This is a genomic window from Nocardia sp. NPDC051052, from assembly GCF_044456045.1.
Classification (GTDB): Bacteria; Actinomycetota; Actinomycetes; order Mycobacteriales; family Mycobacteriaceae; genus Nocardia.
Genome location: NZ_JBITFL010000001.1, coordinates 624,632 through 643,149 on the forward strand (window position 1 = coordinate 624,632; position 18,518 = coordinate 643,149).

Annotated in this window: 15 protein-coding genes; 5 read left to right on the plus strand and 10 right to left on the minus strand. The window is 68.3% G+C overall.

The annotated features are described in order from the left end of the window. Positions 1 to 47: 47 nt before the first annotated feature. Together ACIBCN_RS02775 and ACIBCN_RS02780 are read right to left on the minus strand one after the other, a co-directional pair. A complete protein-coding gene (locus ACIBCN_RS02775; protein WP_396989735.1) occupies positions 48 to 2,246 on the minus strand; it encodes an elongation factor G-like protein EF-G2 in 2,199 nt (732 codons plus the stop codon). Between the two features lie 133 nt (positions 2,247 to 2,379). Beyond that, on the minus strand, positions 2,380 to 2,793 hold the full coding sequence (locus ACIBCN_RS02780) for a RidA family protein (RefSeq protein ID WP_396989736.1): 414 nt from the start codon (positions 2,791 to 2,793) through the stop codon (positions 2,380 to 2,382). A gap of 174 nt (positions 2,794 to 2,967) precedes the next feature. Here ACIBCN_RS02780 and ACIBCN_RS02785 point away from each other — a divergent pair, with 174 nt between their 5' ends. Continuing rightward, on the plus strand, positions 2,968 to 4,308 hold the full coding sequence (locus ACIBCN_RS02785) for an MFS transporter (protein ID WP_396989737.1): 1,341 nt from the start codon (positions 2,968 to 2,970) through the stop codon (positions 4,306 to 4,308). Positions 4,309 to 4,328: 20 nt separating this feature from the next. Here the strand turns inward: ACIBCN_RS02785 and ACIBCN_RS02790 are convergent, their stop codons facing one another. The 6 genes from ACIBCN_RS02790 to sucB form a co-directional block, all read right to left on the minus strand. Then, a complete protein-coding gene (locus ACIBCN_RS02790) occupies positions 4,329 to 5,915 on the minus strand; it encodes a serine hydrolase domain-containing protein (protein WP_396989738.1) in 1,587 nt (528 codons plus the stop codon). A 416-nt stretch (positions 5,916 to 6,331) separates the two neighbouring features. After that, positions 6,332 to 7,348, minus strand: coding sequence for a lipoyl synthase (lipA, locus tag ACIBCN_RS02795; protein ID WP_396989739.1), 1,017 nt, complete (start codon positions 7,346 to 7,348; stop codon positions 6,332 to 6,334). 24 nt (positions 7,349 to 7,372) lie between these two features. After that, complete coding sequence (lipB, locus tag ACIBCN_RS02800; RefSeq protein ID WP_396989740.1) at positions 7,373 to 8,104, minus strand: lipoyl(octanoyl) transferase LipB; 732 nt, start codon at positions 8,102 to 8,104, stop codon at positions 7,373 to 7,375. A 251-nt stretch (positions 8,105 to 8,355) separates the two neighbouring features. Further along, entirely contained in the window at positions 8,356 to 8,892 is a 537-nt protein-coding gene (locus tag ACIBCN_RS02805) for a GNAT family N-acetyltransferase (RefSeq protein ID WP_396989741.1), read from the minus strand. After that, complete coding sequence (locus ACIBCN_RS02810) at positions 8,889 to 9,797, minus strand: TIGR01777 family oxidoreductase (protein WP_396989742.1); 909 nt, start codon at positions 9,795 to 9,797, stop codon at positions 8,889 to 8,891. Before ACIBCN_RS02810 ends, ACIBCN_RS02805 begins: the two co-directional genes overlap by 4 nt. Positions 9,798 to 9,810: 13 nt before the next feature. Then, on the minus strand, positions 9,811 to 11,583 hold the full coding sequence (sucB, locus tag ACIBCN_RS02815; protein WP_396989743.1) for a 2-oxoglutarate dehydrogenase, E2 component, dihydrolipoamide succinyltransferase: 1,773 nt from the start codon (positions 11,581 to 11,583) through the stop codon (positions 9,811 to 9,813). A gap of 261 nt (positions 11,584 to 11,844) precedes the next feature. On the opposite strand from sucB, the gene ACIBCN_RS02820 reads away from it, so the two are divergent. Beyond that, complete coding sequence (locus ACIBCN_RS02820; protein WP_396989744.1) at positions 11,845 to 12,207, plus strand: oxidoreductase; 363 nt, start codon at positions 11,845 to 11,847, stop codon at positions 12,205 to 12,207. Positions 12,208 to 12,321: 114 nt separating this feature from the next. On the opposite strand, the gene ACIBCN_RS02825 is transcribed toward ACIBCN_RS02820, so the two are convergent. Both ACIBCN_RS02825 and ACIBCN_RS02830 read right to left on the minus strand, forming a co-directional pair. Next, entirely contained in the window at positions 12,322 to 13,833 is a 1,512-nt protein-coding gene (locus tag ACIBCN_RS02825; protein WP_396989745.1) for a leucyl aminopeptidase, read from the minus strand. Then, positions 13,830 to 14,630: a TetR/AcrR family transcriptional regulator C-terminal domain-containing protein gene (locus ACIBCN_RS02830; RefSeq protein ID WP_396989746.1), complete on the minus strand. Its 801-nt coding sequence runs from the start codon at positions 14,628 to 14,630 to the stop codon at positions 13,830 to 13,832. The genes ACIBCN_RS02825 and ACIBCN_RS02830 overlap by 4 nt, the downstream gene beginning before the upstream one ends. A 109-nt stretch (positions 14,631 to 14,739) precedes the next feature. On the opposite strand from ACIBCN_RS02830, the gene ACIBCN_RS02835 reads away from it, so the two are divergent. The 3 genes from ACIBCN_RS02835 (at position 14,740) to ACIBCN_RS02845 (ending at position 18,513) form a co-directional block, all read left to right on the plus strand. Continuing rightward, complete coding sequence (locus ACIBCN_RS02835; protein ID WP_396989747.1) at positions 14,740 to 15,336, plus strand: GNAT family N-acetyltransferase; 597 nt, start codon at positions 14,740 to 14,742, stop codon at positions 15,334 to 15,336. 377 nt (positions 15,337 to 15,713) lie between these two features. After that, entirely contained in the window at positions 15,714 to 16,814 is a 1,101-nt protein-coding gene (gene gcvT / locus ACIBCN_RS02840; protein WP_396989748.1) for a glycine cleavage system aminomethyltransferase GcvT, read from the plus strand. A gap of 601 nt (positions 16,815 to 17,415) precedes the next feature. Beyond that, positions 17,416 to 18,513, plus strand: a complete 1,098-nt coding sequence (locus ACIBCN_RS02845; RefSeq protein ID WP_396989749.1) for a branched-chain amino acid aminotransferase — start codon at positions 17,416 to 17,418, stop codon at positions 18,511 to 18,513. The last annotated feature ends 5 nt before the right edge of the window (positions 18,514 to 18,518 follow it).

The following is an 18,518-nucleotide window of genomic DNA, read 5'->3' on the forward strand; positions in this document are numbered from 1 at the left end:
GGGCCCATTCACTTACCCTGTGGATGGGCCCGTTGCCGTTGCCGGGGCTACTTTTTCGCCTGCTCGCGGAGTGCGGCGGAGAGCTGGCCGGGCATCGATTCATGGCGGGTGTAGGCGCGGGTGAAATCGCCGGTGCCGTGCGAGAGCGAGCGCAGATCGATGGCATAGCGGCTGAGTTCGAGTTCGGGTACCTCGGCATGGATTCGGGTGCGGCCGACGCCGTGCGGTTCGGTGCCGAGGACGCGACCGCGGCGGCTGGACAGGTCGCTGAGCACCGGGCCGACATAGTCGTCGGAGACGACCACCCACGCCTCGGCGATCGGCTCGAGCAGCGCGACACCCGCGCTGGCCGCGGCCTCACGCAACGCCAGCGCGCCCGCTGTTTGGAACGCGGCATCGGAGGAGTCGACCGAATGCGCCTTGCCGTCGAACAGCGTCACCCGCACATCCACCAGCGGATATCCGGCCGCGACACCACGGGTCGCCTGCGCGCGCACGCCCTTCTCCACCGACGGAATGAACTGGCGCGGAACGACTCCGCCGACCACCCGGTCCACGAACTCGATGCCGGAACCGCCCGGCAGCGGCTCGACCTCGATCTCGCAGACGGCGTACTGCCCGTGCCCGCCGGACTGCTTCACATGCCTGCCGCGCCCATTCGCTTTGCCCGCGAACGTTTCTCGCAGCGCGACCTGATGATCGACCACATCGACCTGCACCCCGAACCGGCTCCGCAACCGCTCCAGCGCGACATCGCGGTGCGCCTCGCCGAGACACCACAGCACCAGCTGGTGGGTGTGCGCGTTGTGCTCGAGCCGCACGGCGGGATCCTCGGCCGCCAGCCGGGCCAGGCTTTGCGAGAGCTTGTCCTCGTCGGCCTTGCTGTGCGCGGTAATGGCGATGGGCAGCAACGGATCCGGCATCTGCCACGGCTCGATCAGCAGCGGTTTGTCGATGCCGGAGAGGGTGTCGCCGGTTTCCGCGCGGCTCAGCTTGGTGACGTAGGCGATGTCGCCGGCGATGGCCTGGCCGAGCGGGCGCTGCCCCTTGCCGAACGGCGAGGACACCGCGCCGACCCGTTCATCGACATCGTGACTCTCGTGGCCGCGCTCCTCCAGGCCGTGGCCGCAGACGTGCACCGTGTCGTCGGCGCGCAGCGTGCCGGAGAACACCCGGACCAGCGACACCCGGCCGACATACGGGTCCGACGCGGTGCGGATCACCTCCGCGGCCAGCACGCCGTCCGGATCGCAGTCGAGATTGCGCCGGGTATTGCCGCCCGCGGCGGTGACGGCGGAGACGATGTGTTCCGACGGGGTCGGGAAACCGCCGGTGATCAGGTCGAGCAGCTCGACGGTGCCCAAGCCCTGCTTGGCGCCCTCGGGCGCGGGCGCGCCGAACAGGACGGGATGGAAGCTACCTCTGGCCACGGCTCGTTCGAGGTCGGTGACGAGGGTGGCGAGGTCGATTTCCTCGCCGCCGAGATAGCGATCCATCAGGGTTTCGTCTTCGCTTTCGGCGATGATGCCCTCGATGAGCCGGTTGCGCGCCTCGTCCAGCATCGGCTGCTGCTCGGGTGTCGGCGCGGTCTCCACCCGTTCGCCGGAGGAATAGTCGACCACGCAGTTCGGCAGCAGTTCGATGAGTCCGGTGACCGGGCGATGGCCGTCCGCGCTCTTCGGGCCATAGACCGGAAGATGCAGGGGGAGAACGTTGTCCGACGCGCCGCCGCCGAGGATGGTGCGGCAGGTCTCGGTCATCTCCTCGAAGTCGGCTCGCGCGGTGTCCAGGTGCGAGAGGACGATCGCCCGCGGCATGCCGACCGCCGCGCACTCCTCCCACAGCGCGCGGGTGGCGCCGCTGACGCCTTCCGCGCCCTCGGCCGCCGAGATGACGAACAGCGCCGCGTCCGCGGCCCGCAGTCCCGCCCGCAGCTCGCCGACGAAGTCCGCGTAGCCGGGCGTATCCAGCAGATTGATCTTCATCCCCGACCAGGCCAGCGGAACCACGGACAATTGCACCGATCGGTGCTGTCGATGTTCGATCTCGTCGTAGTCCGAGAGTGAGGTTCCGTCCTCGACCCGCCCCGCCCGATTCACCGTCCCCGTGGTCAGCGCCATCGCCTCGACCAGTGTCGTCTTCCCCGACCCGCTGTGCCCGACCAGCACCACATTGCGAATTTGATCCGGCCGCTCGGCCGCAACCACTCTGCCGTTGCCCCCTACGGTTCCATTCGTCTTGTCCACTGTGCGTCTCGCTTCCTCGCGCCCCGACACCCTGCGGTCCTTCGAGCTTCCCACCGGCGGCGACCGCGCGTCCACGGATCGGGAGATCCGGTGCCACGGACTGTCCGGTCCGTACCTGGCCAGGAGGCGCGAACTAGCTGCCGAGCGCGACCACGGCCTCCACCTCGATCAGGAACTCCGGTCGGAACAGTCCGGCTACTCGGATGAGCGAGCTGGCGGGGTTCGGTAGGTCGCCGAGCGCGGGGCGGAGGAACTCGTCGCGGACGTCGCGGATGTCCTGGAGTTGGTCGGTGTCGGTGACGAACCAGGTGAGTTTGACCAGGCCGGTCCAGTCGGTGCCGAGGGCGTGCAGGATGTTCTGCAGGTTGGTGAGTGCCTGCCTGGTCTGTGCGGCCATGTCGTTCTCGCCGACCAGGCTGCCGTCGGCGTCGACGGCGATCTGGCCGGATATGAAGGCGAGTCCGTTGGAGGTGGTGACCGCGTGGGCGTATCCGAAGCCGGGAGCGACGCCGGGGATGTCGGTGAGCCGTTCGTTGATCTTCGCCATGGGCACAGCGTAGACGGCCTTTTCGCACACCGGGGAGAGCCTGAATCTTGCAGTCCTGCTATGAATTACGCGCATCGGGCGGCCACTCGAGCCCGCTTCTGCGGCTAGGTCGAGACATGCTGACCCCCGGTTGGGGGCTTGACCGGCGGGCGTCTGCCGGGCGAGAGTGCGCGCATGGTTGTCACACAGGACGTGCCGCGCGCGACGCTGCGTAAGGTCACGCTTCGCCTGGTGCCGTTTCTCGGGCTGCTCTATTTCGTCAATTACCTGGATCGGGTCAATATCGGATTCGCCGGGCCCAGCGGGATGAAGGCCGATCTCGGGCTCACCGAGACGGCGTTCGGGTTCGCGTCCGGGATCTTCTTCCTCGGCTATCTGGTGCTCGAGGTGCCGAGCAATCTGGCGCTGCACAGGTTCGGGGCGCGTCGCTGGATTGCCCGAATCCTGGCCAGCTGGGGGGTGATCGCCACCGCGATGGCGTTCGTGCCCAACGAAACCCTGCTGTACGTCCTGCGATTCGCGCTGGGTGTGGCGGAGGCGGGGTTCTTTCCCGGCATCCTGCTCTACATGACGTTTTGGTTCCCGCAAAAGCAGCGGGCGAAGTTCGTCGCGTTGTTCATGGTCGCCGTGCCGATCTCCACCGCGCTCGGCTCGACCATGTCGAGCCTGATCATCCAGTACGGACACGGCGTGTTCGGGCTCAGCGGCTGGCGGTTCATGTTCCTCGTCGAAGGGGTGCCCGCGCTGTTGCTCGCGGTGGTGACCTGGTTCTTCCTCACCGACAGTCCCGCCCAGGCGAAGTGGCTGACCAGCGCCGAACGTCAGTGGCTCAGCATCGAACTCGCCGCCGAGCAGGCCGAGGTGGAGAAGGGCGAGCACTGGACGTTACGCAAGGCGCTCACCGATACCCGGATAATCGGCCTCGCCCTCGTTTACGGCGGAATCGTCTACGGGCTCTACGCGCTCGGCTTCTTCCTGCCGACGATCATCAACGGATTCCAGCAGCAATACGGGACGCATTACTCGGTGGTGCAGCGCGGCCTGATCAACGCGGTGCCCTACGTCATCGGGGCCGTCGTGATGATCTGGTGGAGCAGGCACGGCGACCGGACCGGCGAACGTCCCTGGCACGTAGCCCTTCCCGCGCTGCTCGGCGGCCTGGCCATCCCGGTGGCCCTCTACCTCGGAAACCCGATCGCCGCCATGACCGCCGTAACTGTCTGCGCCGTCGGCGTTCTCGCCGCCCTGCCCACCTTCTGGGCCCTGCCCAGCGCTTTCCTCACCGGCGCCGCCGCCGCGGGCGGCATCGCGTTGATCAACTCGATCGGCAACATCAGCGGCTTTGCGGCACCGTATATCACTGGTGGACTGAAGGATTGGACCGGAACGCAACGCGCCGGACTGTGGGTGGTCGGGTTCGCCATGGTCGGCTCGGCCATCGGTGCGCTGGTGCTGTGGAAACGGACCAGCGTTGGCGCGCAGGAGGATTCGGTCTCACTGAAGAAAACGGACTAAGCGCACCTGGAGCGTATCGATCAGGTGCAGGCGGGGGAGGATTCGCCGCCCAGATGGAGGCTTTCGCAGACCCAGCTGATGTCCAGGTGCCAAGCGTTGTCGTGGGCGGTGAAAGGGAGCACCATGCGGCGTTTGCCGTCGGGGGCGCTGACCGTTGTGGTGGCAAGGAGGGTGGTGCCGTCGAGATCGGTGAGCTTGTCGACCTGGAAGGTCATGGGATATCCGGCGTAGACCTTCGCGAGCTTGGTGATCAGTTCCGGGTCCTTGTCGTCGGCTGCGATGCGCAACGTCTTCTGCGCGGCGGGGAGTCGAGTGTCGAAGACTTGCTGGAGTTGGGTGGCAAGGCTCGCGGAGTCGGGCAGGGCTACGGGTGGAATCGGTGGTGCGGGTTGGTCGCCGGGTAGCGAGTCGGGGTAGAGCTGCTCAACGATGGATGCCCAGATATCGGATGCGGTGATCCGCAGGAGGGTGGGCGGGATCGTGTATTGGTTGACTGCCACCACGACGGTTGCCCGCTGGGCCGGGAGGTAGGCGACGTGGGTGGTGTATCCGAGCACGCCGCCAGTGTGACCGAGCCAGGGGCCGAAGCGCTGTAGTCCGAGGCCGTACTCGAAGGGGGAGCCGCCTGCGGTTCCGCTGGTGAATTGCCGTCTGGCCAGCAGGGTGTCGGGCTTCAGCAGGGAGTCTCCGGTGATCAGGGAGCCTTCTGCGAGCACGGGCGCGTATCTGGCGAGGTCGGAAATGGTCGACACCATGGAGCCCGCGGCACCGAAGATCGCCGGGGTGTTGCGGCTGGTGACGTCTGTGGCGGTGTCGTCGAAGTAGGAGTAGCCCTGGCTGGCCGGGGTCGGCATGGTGGCGTCGGCGGGGTAGGAGGTGTCGTACAGGTGCTGTGCTTGTGCGAGCTCATCGAGGACTTGGTGTACCGGCTTGCCGAGTACCTTCTCCAGCACCAGGCCGAGCAGGAAGTACTCGGAGTTGGAGTATTCGGTGGCAGTGCGTGGCGGTTTCGCCTTCTCCGGGTGCGCGGCGAGCGCGCGCAGTCGGTCGCCGTCGTGCCATTCGCTCGGTGTCTTCGTCACCAGTTGAGCGGCGAAATCGGTGTCGCCCACCAGATCCCAGACGCCGCCGCGCATGCCGAGCAGGTCGCGGAGGGTGATGGTGTGGCCGTTGGGTACGTCGGGGACGTATTTGCTCAGCAGGTCGTCGAGCGAGAGTTTGCCTTCATCGCTGGCCCGGAGGATCGCGGTCGCGGTGAATGTCTTGGTGACACTGCCGATTCGGACGTGATCCTGGGTGGTCATCGGACGTCCGGTGGCGAGATCGGCGACGCCGTATGCCTGGGTGTAGACGCCACGACCAGGGGCGTCCACGGAGACCAGCGCGCCGGGGATCAAGCCGGCGTCGATGTTCTTGCGAACGACTTCATCGATCTTGCTCTGCGCATCAGCCGGAAGAAACACGGCGGCGCAACTATCCCTGGGCCCGCACTCCCTATCGGTCGTGCCATCGGTCGTGCAGCTGACCAGCACGGTGGTGACCACCGCCACGGCGAGCGTACCGGCACCGGCGCGCATGAGTCGAGCGAAGTTATTACGGCCGAGCATATTTCGATCCCCCGTGTCCTGCGGATCCGCACTTCTATATATCGGCGGAGCTACCTGGCGCGATTACCGACGAACGGCGTACAGGTCGTATCTGTGCCATCGAGTGTCGCGCACCGGGACATCTCGCGCACCTGCCGACGACGGCACGGGTCCGAAGCGAGCCAGCACGGACGAGGCATCCTGAGACGCGACGGCCCCTCAGCGAAATGCGTCATCTGCCGGTGACCTTGTGGCGATGGTGGGCCATGGCCTGACTGCGTAGCGCACCCGAGGGAGGCTGGGTGGGAACCTGTCGGCCGTCGAAGTGAGGGGAAGACGAGGCTTCCTGAGACGTAGTGCGGCACAGCGAGATTCTCCATCGCCTGATGGCGTCGCACACCGGACCTCCCGTGGGCGGCCCGGCATGCGCACTGTGGTCAGCCGCCGAAGCGAGCCAGCACGGACGAGGCTTCTTGGGAGGCCGCGCCGCCCTCGGCGAGATGCGCCATGGCGGGCGCGATCTCGCGGCCGTGGTGCGTCATTGCCTGGCTGTAGAGGCGACCCGCGCGGTAGGACGAGCGGACCAGCGGTCCGGCCATCACGCCCGCGAAGCCGATCTCCTCGGCCATCTTCGAGTGGTCGACGAACTCCTGCGGCTTCACCCAGCGATCCACCGGGTGGTGGCGGGGGGAGGGGCGCAGGTACTGGGTGATGGTGAGGATGTCGCAGCCCGCCTCGTGCAGGTCGCGCATCGCCTGGGTGACCTCTTCGGGGGTCTCGCCCATGCCGAGGATCAGGTTGGACTTGGTGACCAGGCCTGCCTCGCGCGCCGCGGTCAGGACCGACAGCGAGCGCTCATAGCGGAAGGCGGGGCGGATGCGCTTGAAGATGCGCGGCACCGTTTCCAGGTTGTGCGCCAACACCTCCGGGCGCGCGGAGAACACCTCGGCCAGCTGGTCGGGCACGGCGTTGAAGTCGGGGATGAGCAGCTCGACGCCGGTGCTCGGGTTGAGTTGCTTGATGGCGCGCACGGTTTCGGCGTAGAGCCAGGCGCCGCCGTCTTCCAGGTCGTCGCGGGCGACGCCGGTGATGGTCGAGTAGCGCAGACCCATCGCCTGCACGCTCTCGGCGACCCGGCGCGGCTCGTCCCGATCGAGTGCGGCCGGTTTGCCGGTGTCGATCTGGCAGAAGTCGCAGCGACGGGTGCACTGCTCGCCGCCGATCAGGAAGGTGGCCTCACGGTCTTCCCAGCATTCGAAGATGTTGGGACAGCCCGCCTCCTCACACACCGTGTGCAAGCCCTCGCGTTTGACCAGGCCCTTGAGCTCGGAATACTCCGGGCCCATCTTGGCCTTGGTACGAATCCATTGAGGTTTGCGCTCGATCGGGGTCTCCGCGTTGCGCGCCTCGATGCGTAGCAGTTTGCGTCCTGCCGGTGCTGAAGCTGAGGTCACTAGATCGACATTACGCCTACCGGATCAGGCGTTCGCGGCCCCTCCTGCTGGTGTGACGCGCGCAATATCGTGGAGGGTTACCGGCAGTTCGCCATTGAGCGCCTTGGCGATGGCGTCGGCGACGAGCGGCTTGGCCTCGGCCACCGTGAACTCGCGGCCCAGTTCGCGCGACAGCGTGGTGACGCCGGCGTCGCGGATGCCGCAGGGGATGATCGCCTGGAAGCCGTCCATGGCCGAATTGCAGTTGAGCGAGATGCCGTGCAGGGCAACGCCGCGCTGCACCCGCACGCCGATCGCGGCGATCTTGCGCTCGGCGAACGCGTCGGTCGCGGGCAGCCACACACCCGAGCGGCCCTCGATCCGGCCGCAGGTCAGGCCGAGGTCGGTGCAGACGGTGATGAGCGCTTCCTCGAGACGGCGCACGTAGTGCACGACGTCCACCGGCTCGGCAAGCCGCACGATCGGGTAGCCGACCAGCTGGCCGGGGCCGTGCCAGGTGATCTTGCCGCCGCGGTCCACCTCGACCACCGGGCTGCCGTCGATCGGCAGATCCTCGGCCTCGGTCCGTCGTCCCGCGGTGTAGACCGCGGGGTGCTCGAGCAGCAGCAGGCGATCGGATCCGGCACCGTCGGCCCGTTCCGCCGCGATGGTGCGCTGCAGTTCCCAGGCACTGTGGTAGTCGATGAGTCCGAGATCCTCGACCACGATCGGGGTCGTATCGAATCGAGCGGACGCCGTGGTGCGCGTGTCGTTCACGACCCCGACGCTACGCCGGACGGGCACTTCTATTCCAGCGGTGCTCTGTGGGGAGTGCCACAGGTTAGCGGGGTTTGCGTCGGCCGGTCGCCGGGACGGGCGTCAACCGTCGCTCGTGTCGCTTGCCATTGGTTCGTGCCGCTTGCACGGCGCCAAGCCCAACGAATCAAGATTCAGTGGCACCTGGTGGCGGCAAAACGCGAGAAGGTCCCGCCGTGGTGTGCCACTGAATGTGGATTCGTAGGGGAGGGTTAGTGCGCGTGGACGGGGAGGGTTAGTTGCATGAGGGTCAGGTTCATCCAGCGGCCGAATTTGTGGCCTACCTCGGGGAATTCGCCGATTATGCGGAAGCCGAAGCGTTCGTGGAGCTGGATGGAGCCGGCGTTGCCGGATTCGATGCCCGCGATGACCGCGTGCACGTGACCCGATTGCCTTGCCCGGTCGAGTAACTCGGTGAGCAGGGCGGTGGCGATGCCGCGGCGCTGGAATCGGTCGTCGACGTACACCGAATTCTCCACGGTGAAGCGGTAACCCGCCTTCGGTCGCCACGGGCCGTAGCTGGCGTATCCGGCGACCACACCGTCGATCTCGGCGACCAGGATCGGCAGGCTCGCCGCGGTGCGTGCCTCGAACCAGGCGAGGCGTTCCTCGATGCCGACCTGCTCCAGATCCCAAATCGCGGTCGAGGTGGCGATATTCGCGTTGTGGATGTCGAGGATCGCGGACAGGTCGTCGCGGTGCGCGTCCCGGATGAGCGTGGCGGGGCGGGCGTCGAGCTGGTCGGTCATCGATCGTCTCCGGGTCGGCCCGCCGTCGCGGCCAGTGCGGCGCCGATGGTCGGGTGCTGGAACTCGTAGCCCGCCTCCTCGAGGGCCGTGGGTATCGCTCGCGGTCCGCGCAGGATCGCCTCCTGCGCGAACTCGCCGATGAGTGCCCGCAACGCGAACGCGGGCACCACCAGCGGGGTCGGCCGGTGCACGGAACGGCCGAGCGCGCGGCTGAACTCGGCGTTGGTGACCGGCGCCGGGCCGACGACATTGAGTGGCCCGGTGAGGGTTTCGGTGCCGAGGGCGAAGAGGATCGCGCCGATCTCGTCGGCCAGGGAGATCCACGGCGTGTATTGCCGTCCGCTGCCGAGTCGTCCGCCGAGGCCGAGCGAGTACAGCGGGTGCAACATGCTCATCAGCCCGCCGTGGCGGGACAGTACGACGGCGCTGCGCAACAGCACCGTCCGCACGCCCGCGTCGGCGGCGGGCCGGGTCGCGGTCTCCCAGTCGCGGCACAGCGTGGCGAGGAAACCCGAACCGGCGGGCGAGGTTTCGTCGACCACCCGGTCGCCGGTGTCGCCGCCGTAGAAGTGCACGCCGCTCGCGTTCAACAGCGTCGGCACACTCGCCTTGACCACCGCGGCGGCCAGCACGTCGGTCGGGGTGATCCGGCTGTCCCGCAACTCCTGTTTGAAGCTGCCGTTCCAGCGGCGGCGTCCGATGCTCGCGCCGCACAGGTTGACCACCGCGTCCGCGCCGCGCAACGCCCGCTCGTCGAGTTCGGCCCGAACCGGATCCCAGGTGAATTCGTCGGGCCCCGCCGCCCGCCTGCGAACCAGGCGGGCGACCTCGTGCCCGTCGCGGCGCAGGGCCGCGACGAGCGCTGTCCCGATCAGCCCGGACGAACCGGCGATCACGACCTTCATGTGGACACGACGGCTAGAGACCGAGGTCGGCCTCGAACGCCGCCTCCTCGAGCCGGTGCCGGATCGTGGTGAGGAAGCGACCCGCGTCCGCGCCGTCGATCAGGCGGTGGTCGTAGGTGAGCGGCAGGTAGCACATCGAACGCACGCCGATGGATTCGTTGCCGCTGTCGTCCTTGACCACCACCGGCCGCTTGACGATCGCACCCGTGCCGAGCATGCCCGCCTGCGGCGGAAGCAGGATCGGGGTGTCGAACAGCGCGCCCTGGCTGCCGATGTTGGTGATGGTGAACGTGCCACCGGCCAGCTCGTCCGGCTTGAGGCCACCGTTGCGGGCGCGGTTGGCGATGTCGGCGATGGCGCGAGCCAGGCCGGCCAGCGACAGGTCGCTCGCGTTGTGGATCACCGGGGAGAGCAGGCCCTGCTCGGTGTCGACGGCGATGCCGAGGTGCACGGCGGCGTGGTAGGTGACTTCCTTGGTCGAATCGTCGTAGCTGGCGTTGACGTTCGGGTGCACGCCGAGCGCCTCGACGACGGCCTTGGCGAAGAACGGCAGGAACGTCAGGTTGACGCCCTCGCGGTCCTTGAAGGCCGCCTTGGCCTGGGCGCGCAGCGCCGCGATCTTGCTCACGTCGGCCTCGTGCACCTGGGTCAGCTGTGCGGTGGTGCGCAGCGATTCCAGGGTCTTGGTCGCGGTGATCTGGCGGATGCGGTTCGCCTTCTGCACGGTGCCGCGCAGATGGGCCAGCTTCGCGCTCGCGGCCGCGGGGGCGGCCGGAGCCTTGGCCGCGGGGGCGGCCGCCGGTGCGGCGGCGGCCGGAGCCGGTGCCTTCTTGGCCTCAGCTGCGGCGAGCACATCCTGCTTGCGGATGCGTCCGCCGACACCGGAACCGGTGAGCGCGGACAGGTCGACGCCGTTCTCGTCGGCCAGCTTGCGGACCAGCGGGGTGACGTACGGGGTCGCGCCGTTACCGCTGGAATCCGCCTCGGGAGCCTTGGCCGCGGCGGGTGCCGGAGCCTTGGGGGCGGGGGCCGCGGGCTTGGGTTCCGGGGCGGGAGCCTGCTTCGGCGCGGGGGCCGCTTCCTGCTTGGGCTCGGGCTGGGGTTCGGGCTTGGGTTCCGGCTTCGGCTTGGGCGCCGGCTCGGCCTTGGCGGGGGAACCGCTGCCGATCACGCCGAGCTGTCCACCCACAGCGACGACATCGTCTTCCTGCGCGGTGATTTCGAGCAGCTTGCCCGCCACCGGCGAAGGGATTTCGGTGTCGACCTTGTCGGTGGAGACCTCGAGCAACGGCTCGTCAACGGCCACGTCGTCGCCGACGGCCTTGAGCCACCGGGTCACGGTGCCCTCGGTGACCGACTCGCCGAGTTCGGGCATCTTGACCGAGGTGCCGTCGCCGGACGACGCGGGCGCGGTCTCGGCGGCGGGGGCCTGTTCTTGCTGGGCGGCGGGCTCGGGCTCGGCGGCGGGGACTTCCTCGGCGGGAGCCTCCTGCGCGGGCGCGGCAGCGGCTTCGGGGGCGGGAGCCGAACTCGGCTCGGGCGCCTCGCCGGCATCGCTGATCACGCCGAGTTCACCACCGACCTCGACCACATCATCTTCTTGGGCGACGATCTTCGACAGCACGCCCGCCTGTGGGGACGGGATCTCCGTGTCGACCTTGTCGGTGGAGACCTCGAGCAGCGGCTCGTCGACCTCGACCGTGTCTCCTTCCTGCTTCAGCCACCGGGTGACCGTTCCCTCGGTGACGCTCTCACCAAGAGCTGGCATCTGGACGGAGAAGGCCATGTCCTCTGACTCCTCTGACTGCTCGACGGGTTTCTACAACAGTTGATCTCTCAGCGGACCCCCGTCGCGGGTTGCGGCGCGAGTCCGAAAGCCACCGATCATTGTGCGTGGCACCGGAGATCTGTGTGGTTCTTGTACCGCGATCCATCCTTGCACTCGTCCGCTCGGCGCGTAGCACAAGGGCGGCGAACTTCACGGAGCTGGCAAGATAGAGGTACCGATGCGTGCGATGTATCGGGGTGGGAAAGGAGGTGCGCGTCGTTGGGTTTGCTGGATCGTTTCCGAGGCGGCGTGACCCGGGGTGGTAGCGCGCTACGTGCGGGTTCGGGGGGTGGCGAGGACGCCCGGTATCTGGCCGAGTGGGTACGCGCCCATGTCGGCGTCGAAGGATATTTAGAGCCGAAAACGACGGTGACCGATGTCACTGTCGTGTTGATAGCCGCCGATGGTGAATGGACGCGCCGGATCGTCGGCGAGCGCGGGGCGCAGCGGCTTGCCAAGGATTTGCGGATCCCCGTTTACGAGGCCGCCAAGACCGGATATCCGCAGCGGATGCGGGACTACGACGCGCGCAAGCGCATCGAGCGTCAACGAGCGTTCGAGGCCGATCTGCGCGATCTATAGCCGCTGGCTACCGTCGGGCGACCCAGTTTTGTGTCGCAGATGTCCCGATTTCGGCGCCCGAATCGGGTGTAGTGCGTCGGCCGGATTCAGGAGACTCCGGCCGACGCACTCGGGTCACTCTCCGGCGATGTCCTCGATGACGGCGATCAGCGTGCGGACCGGGACGCCGGTGCCGCCCTTGCCGATATAGCCGAACGGGCCACCGGTGTTGTAGGCCGGGCCGGCCACGTCGAGGTGAGCCCACTGCACGCCCTCCGGCACGAACTCCTTCAGGAACAGTCCGGCCGAGAGCATGCCGCCCCAGCGGTGCGGTGCGACGTTGGCCAGGTCGGCGATCTTCGAGTTCAGATCCGCGCGCAGTTCGGTGGGCAGCGGCATGGCCCAGCCGTTCTCGCCGATCTCCCGGGAGATCGCGGCGACCCGGTCGCGGAACTCCTCGGTCCCCATCACGCCGGGGGTGCGGGTGCCGAGCGCCACCATCTGCGCGCCGGTCAGGGTGGCCACGTCGATCAGGTAGTCGGGCTCGTCCTCGCTCGCCCGCACGATCGCGTCGGCCAGGATGAGGCGGCCCTCGGCGTCGGTGTTGAGCACCTCGACGGTGGTGCCGCCGTACTGGGTGAGCACGTCACCGGGGCGCTGGGCGGTGGACGACGGCATGTTCTCGGCCATCGGCACGGTCGCGGTGACCGTGACCGGCAGGCTCAGCCGCGCCGCGAGCAGGACGGTGGCCACGACCGCGGCGGCACCCGCCATGTCCGAGGTCATGTTCTCCATGTTCTGCGCGGGCTTGATGGAGATGCCGCCGGTGTCGAAGGTGATGCCCTTACCGACCAGCGCGACCTTCTTCGGGCCGCCCGGGTAGGTGATCCGGACCAGCCGTGGCGGCCGTGACGAACCCTTGCCCACTCCGAGCACACCGCCGTAACCGCCTGCGTCCAAGGCCTTTTCGTCGAGCACCTCGACCTCCAGCCCAGCCGCCTCCGCCAATTCCTGCGCGCGGGAGGCGAATTCGGCGGGGTAGAGGTGGCTCGGCGGGGTGTTGGTGAAATCCCGTGCGGTGGCGACGGCTTCGGCGATCAGCTGGGCGCGGAACAGCGCCTCCTCGCCGAATTCCGGCTCGGGGACCAGCAATTCGACCCTGACCACCGGTCGCTCGTCCGGCTTAGGCGCGGACTTGCCCGACTTGAAGGGCGTAAAGGTGTACGCGCCCAAGTAGAAACCTTCGGCGGCGGCACCGATATCGATGCCGGACAACGTGGTCACCACGAGCTCGGTGCCGGACAGCGCGCGGGCGGCGACTCCGGCCGAGCGACGAACCTGCTCGGCATCGATCTTCTCGGCGGCGCCGAGGCCGACCGCGAGCACGCTGGTCACCCCGTCCAGGCCGGCCGGGGCGGGCACCCTGGTGAGTTCCTCGGACTTGCCCTTCGCGCCGACCGCGCCGAGCTGATCGAGCAGTTCCGCACGGACCTCCGCGGTGAGCACGTCGCCGAACAGGTCCTCGGGCACGATGGCGGGGCCGTTCTCGGACGACGTCAATCCGAGCACGAGCACGTCGGTGTCCGCGCTGATGGTCTGCGTGCGGGCGAGTTCCGGTCCTAGTGAACGATCTGCAACAGCGGTCATGGGCTCAGGCTACTGGGCAGTCTGATCGCGATGCCGTCGAGGAGCAGTGCGAGCCCGGCGTCGAGGATTCGGTCCAAGTCCAGGTCGGGGCCCGGCGGGCCATCCGAGAAGAGCCGATGCAGGATCGGTCGGACGGCCGGGTCGAGCAGCTCCGGAAGGTCGACGGGCACGTCAGGCACGCCGGTGCCGCGCAGGCGATCGGCGCGTTCCGAATTCGTCAGCAAAGCCAGGCCCTGCACCAACCCGGAGAACGACAGATAGATCGCGAGCATCGACTCGCGGGTCAGGCCGCGGTGGTCGAGCGCGGCGAAGGAGCGTTCCAGGATGTCGGCGAGCGCGGGACCGACCGGCGGACGGGTGCGCGCCAGGATCGGCAGCATCCACAGGTGGCGCTGGTACAGCTGCCATTCCTCGTGCGCCTCGTAGCTGAGCCTGGCCCGCCAGTCGGTGAGTTCGGTTGCGGGCGGGCGGATTTCGGCGAGTACCAGTTCGGCCATGCCGTCCAGGAGTGCCTCGCGATCGGGGAAATAGCGGTACAGGCCCGCGGTCGCCGCGCCGAGTTCGCTGGCCAGGCGGCGCATGGAAAGTCCGTCGATGCCGTCGCGATCGGCCAGGTCGATGGCGGCGCGCAGGATGCCGACCGCGGTCAGTCTGATCGGTCGCGCGGTGCGTCGCGCAGGAGTTACGTCGTCGCGGCGGGCGCGGTAGGCGCGGGCCTGGCAGGCACGTGAGCAGTACCGGCGTTTGCGGCCGCGTGACGGATGGGTGAGGACGCTGCCGCAGCTTCCGCAAGCCATATGGACTCCATTTCGACACACGAATAGGTGTGACGAAATGGTAGCTGTATGACTCTGACCTGCCTACTTTTACAAGAGAGCACAGCGTTCACAACGAAAGGGTCAGCGGATGGAACTCACGGTTCGACAGGCGAGCACGCAGGATCGCGATGCGGTGATCGCGGCATTCGCGATCGCCAGCCCCGACGAGGTGGTGACGGCCTGGATACTCGAGGGACACCCGATCGAACAGTTCAGCGACCAGTACGTCCCCGCGCTCATCGACCGCGCGCTGCGTGACGACGAGATCTGGATCGCCGGCACGGAATCGGAGATCTGGGCGATATCGATCTGGCAGCACGTCGAGTCGGCGGACCGCGTCGAGCGCGAGGCAGTCGAAGCTCGCGCGCAGGCCGAATCCGTTCCCGACATCCGCGCGCTCCAGCGAGCGGCCGTCGTGAGTGAACTACTCGAGCACTCCCACCCCCGCGAATTCCCGCACCGGTATCTGCAAGTGATCGTCACGGTCCCGGCACACCGAGGCAAAGGCGCAGGCGCCGCTATCCTCGCCCACCAAACCAAAGCCGCCTCAGTTCCCGCCTACTTAGAGGCAAGCACCGACCGCTCCGCCCGCCTCTACACCCGCATGGGCTTCGCCCAAACCGGCACCAACCACGATCTGCCCGACGGCGGGCCGACGTTGCGCCCCATGTGGTTCCGCGGGTAACCGCCGGTATCTCTTGCTGTCGAACGGGACATGGGCGCCGCGAAGTGCGCCGCCACCATGCCCCGTTCACCGGATCGTGAGTCGTCGAGCGGGGCATGGTGGCGGTGATGTGCGAGTGGCGCCGCCCTCATGTCCCGTCCGGCGAGGCTTCATCCGGGTGGAGACGCCGGAGGGTGGGTTGGAGGTCAAGTGAGGCGGGGGTGGGCACCGGGTCGGGATGTGCTCGTGGCGTCCGGTCGTTGGTGGGCGCGCGAGGAGGATCTGGGGACGGCCGGATTCTGGTGCTGACGGGGAGCGGGAAGCGGTCGTCTGGAGGGTCAGACGGTGGGTGGGAGGGAGCGGGCCCGGAGTTCGGGGTCGGCGGATAAGCTCGCCGGGTGACCGACTCGAACCTGCTGCAAGGCCCTATCCATGGTGTACACGTCGAGCTGGGGGCGACTTTCGCACCGTTCGGCGGGTGGGAGATGCCCGTCTCGTATGAGGGGACGGTGGCCGAACATCAGTCGGTCCGCACCACGGTCGGACTGTTCGACGTGAGCCACCTCGGCAAGGCGACGGTGCGTGGCGCGGGCGCGGCGGCCTTCGTGAATTCGGCGCTCACCAACGACCTCGGCCGGATCCGACCGGGCAAGGCGCAGTACACGCTGTGCTGCACGCCGGAAGGCGGCGTGATCGACGACCTGATCGCCTACTACGTGAGCGATGACGAGATCTTCCTCGTCCCCAATGCCGCCAACACCGCATCGGTGGTCGCGGAGCTGCAGAAGGTGGCGCCCGAGGGCATCACGGTGACCGACGAGCACCGGGAGTACGGCGTCTTCGCCGTGCAGGGCCCGCGCTCGACCGAGGTGCTCGCCGCGCTCGGCCTGCCGACCGAGATGGAATACATGGCCTACGCCGACGCCGAATGGGACGGTCGCCCGGTGCGCGTGTGCCGCACCGGCTACACCGGTGAACACGGCTACGAGCTGCTGCCCCGCTGGGCCGATGCCGAGCCGCTGTTCCGCGCCCTCGTCGCGCAGGTGCGCGCCGCCGACGGTCAGGCCGCCGGACTCGGCGCCCGCGACACCCTGCGCACCGAGATGGGCTACCCGCTGCACGGCCACGAACTGTCCCTGGAGATCTCCCCGGTGCAGGCCCGCACCGGCTGGGCCGTCGGCTGGAAGAAGCCGGAATTCTGGGGCAAAGCCGCACTGGAACAGGAGAAGTCGGCAGGCCCGCGCCGAACCCTGTTGGGCCTCAAGGCACTCGACCGCGGCGTCCTGCGCCAGGGCCAGAACGTCCTGCGCGACGGCGAGCCGGTCGGCGAAACCACCTCCGGCACCTTCTCACCCACCCTCAAGATCGGCATCGCCCTCGCCTTGCTCGACACCGAGGCAGGCATCGAACCCGGCACCGAGGTCGAGGTAGACGTCCGAGGCCGCCGCCTCCGCTGCGAGGTCATCCGCCCGCCCTTCGTGGAGACGAACACGAAGTAGGAGATGGCCGCTCGCACGAGCTGACGCGTCGCGCGGACCTCATGGTTGTGACGGTGTCGCCCGGCGTGAGTGTTGACATGCGTACTGATCAGCTAGACGTGTCATGCCACGATCAGCTCGCACGCAGCACCCGCATCGGGCGCAAGCGGACGTTCGCAGGACTCGATGCGTCGGCATGGTGCGGGCAGCGTAGCGGCGACGCGGACGTGGCGTGGCGGACGACGTGGCGCGGACGCGCGGCGAGGTGCGTGGCGGTCGATGCGGCGTGGCGGCGTGGCGGCGTGGCGGCGTAAGGGTGCGGCGTGGCGCGGGGGGTGCGGCGTGGCGCGGGGGGTGCGGCGTGGCGCGGAGGGTGCGGCGTGGCGCGGAGGGTGCGTGGCGCGGGGGGTGCGGCGTGGCGCGACACGGCGTGTCGCACGGCCGGATGCGGCGTGGCGGGTAGCTGAGTGCGCAGGGTGCGTACTGCTTGGTGTGATTTCCTGGGACGAATTGGGGCGCGGGGTGCACATTGGTGCGCGAGTGGCTGGGGTGACGGGAAGTTCTGCGGTGCGACGGGCAATCGGCCGCAAAGCTTGAAAGCGGCTTGGTTAGGATCAGGGCCATGACCGTTGCTGCACAGTTTGCCCGTGTCCCGCATCCCGCGCCCGCCCCGGCGCAGCGGGTACAAGAGGTACTGGCGGCGCCCGGGTTCGGGCGGTTCTTCACCGATCACATGGTGTCCATCGACTACGCCGACGGCGAGTGGTCCAACGCGCGCGTCGAGCCGTACGGCCCGCTGGCCCTCGACCCCGCGACGATGGTCTTCCACTACGGCCAGGCCATCTTCGAGGGACTGAAGGCGTACCGGCACAGCGACGGCAGCGTCGCCTGCTTCCGCATCGACGCGAACGCCGCCCGGTTCCGCAGGTCCGCCCGCCGGATGGCGATGGCCGAACTGCCGGAGGAACTGTTCATCGAATCCGTGCGTCAGCTGCTCGAGGTGGACCGCGACTGGGTGCCCGCGGCGGGCGGCGAGGACTCGCTGTACCTGCGCCCCTTCATGTTCGCCACCGAGGCCGGGCTCGGCGTTAAGCCCGCCGCCGGCTACAAATACCTGCTCATGGCGTCTCCGGCCGGCGCCTACTTCCCGCGCGGTGTGAAGCCGGTGCGGGTCTGGTTGTCGACCGAGTACGTGCGCGCCGCACCCGGCGGCACCGGCGAGGCGAAGGTCGCGGGCAACTACGCCGCGTCGCTGCTCGCGCAGGCCGAGGCGACGGAAAAGGGCTGCGACCAGGTGGTCTGGCTGGACGCCTGCGAGCGCCGCTACGTCGAGGAGATGGGCACCAACAACCTGTTCTTCGTCTTCGGCTCCGGCTCGGAAGCCCGCCTGGTCACCCCGGAGCTGTCCGGTTCGCTGCTGCCCGGCATCACCCGCGACTCGCTGCTCACCCTGGCCGCCGACTCGGGCTTCAAGGTCGAGGAGCGCAAGGTGTCGGTCGAGGAATGGCGCAAGGGCGCCGAATCCGGGGAAATCACCGAGGTTTTCGCGTGTGGCACCGCCGCGGTGATCACCCCCGTCGGCTGGGTCCGCTCCGCCGAGGGCGAGTTCACCATCGGCGGCGGCGAGCCCGGCGAGGTCACCATGGCGCTGCGTGACACCCTCACCGGCATCCAGCGCGGCACCTTCGCCGACATCCACGGGTGGATGCGCGGAATGTAGTCGGT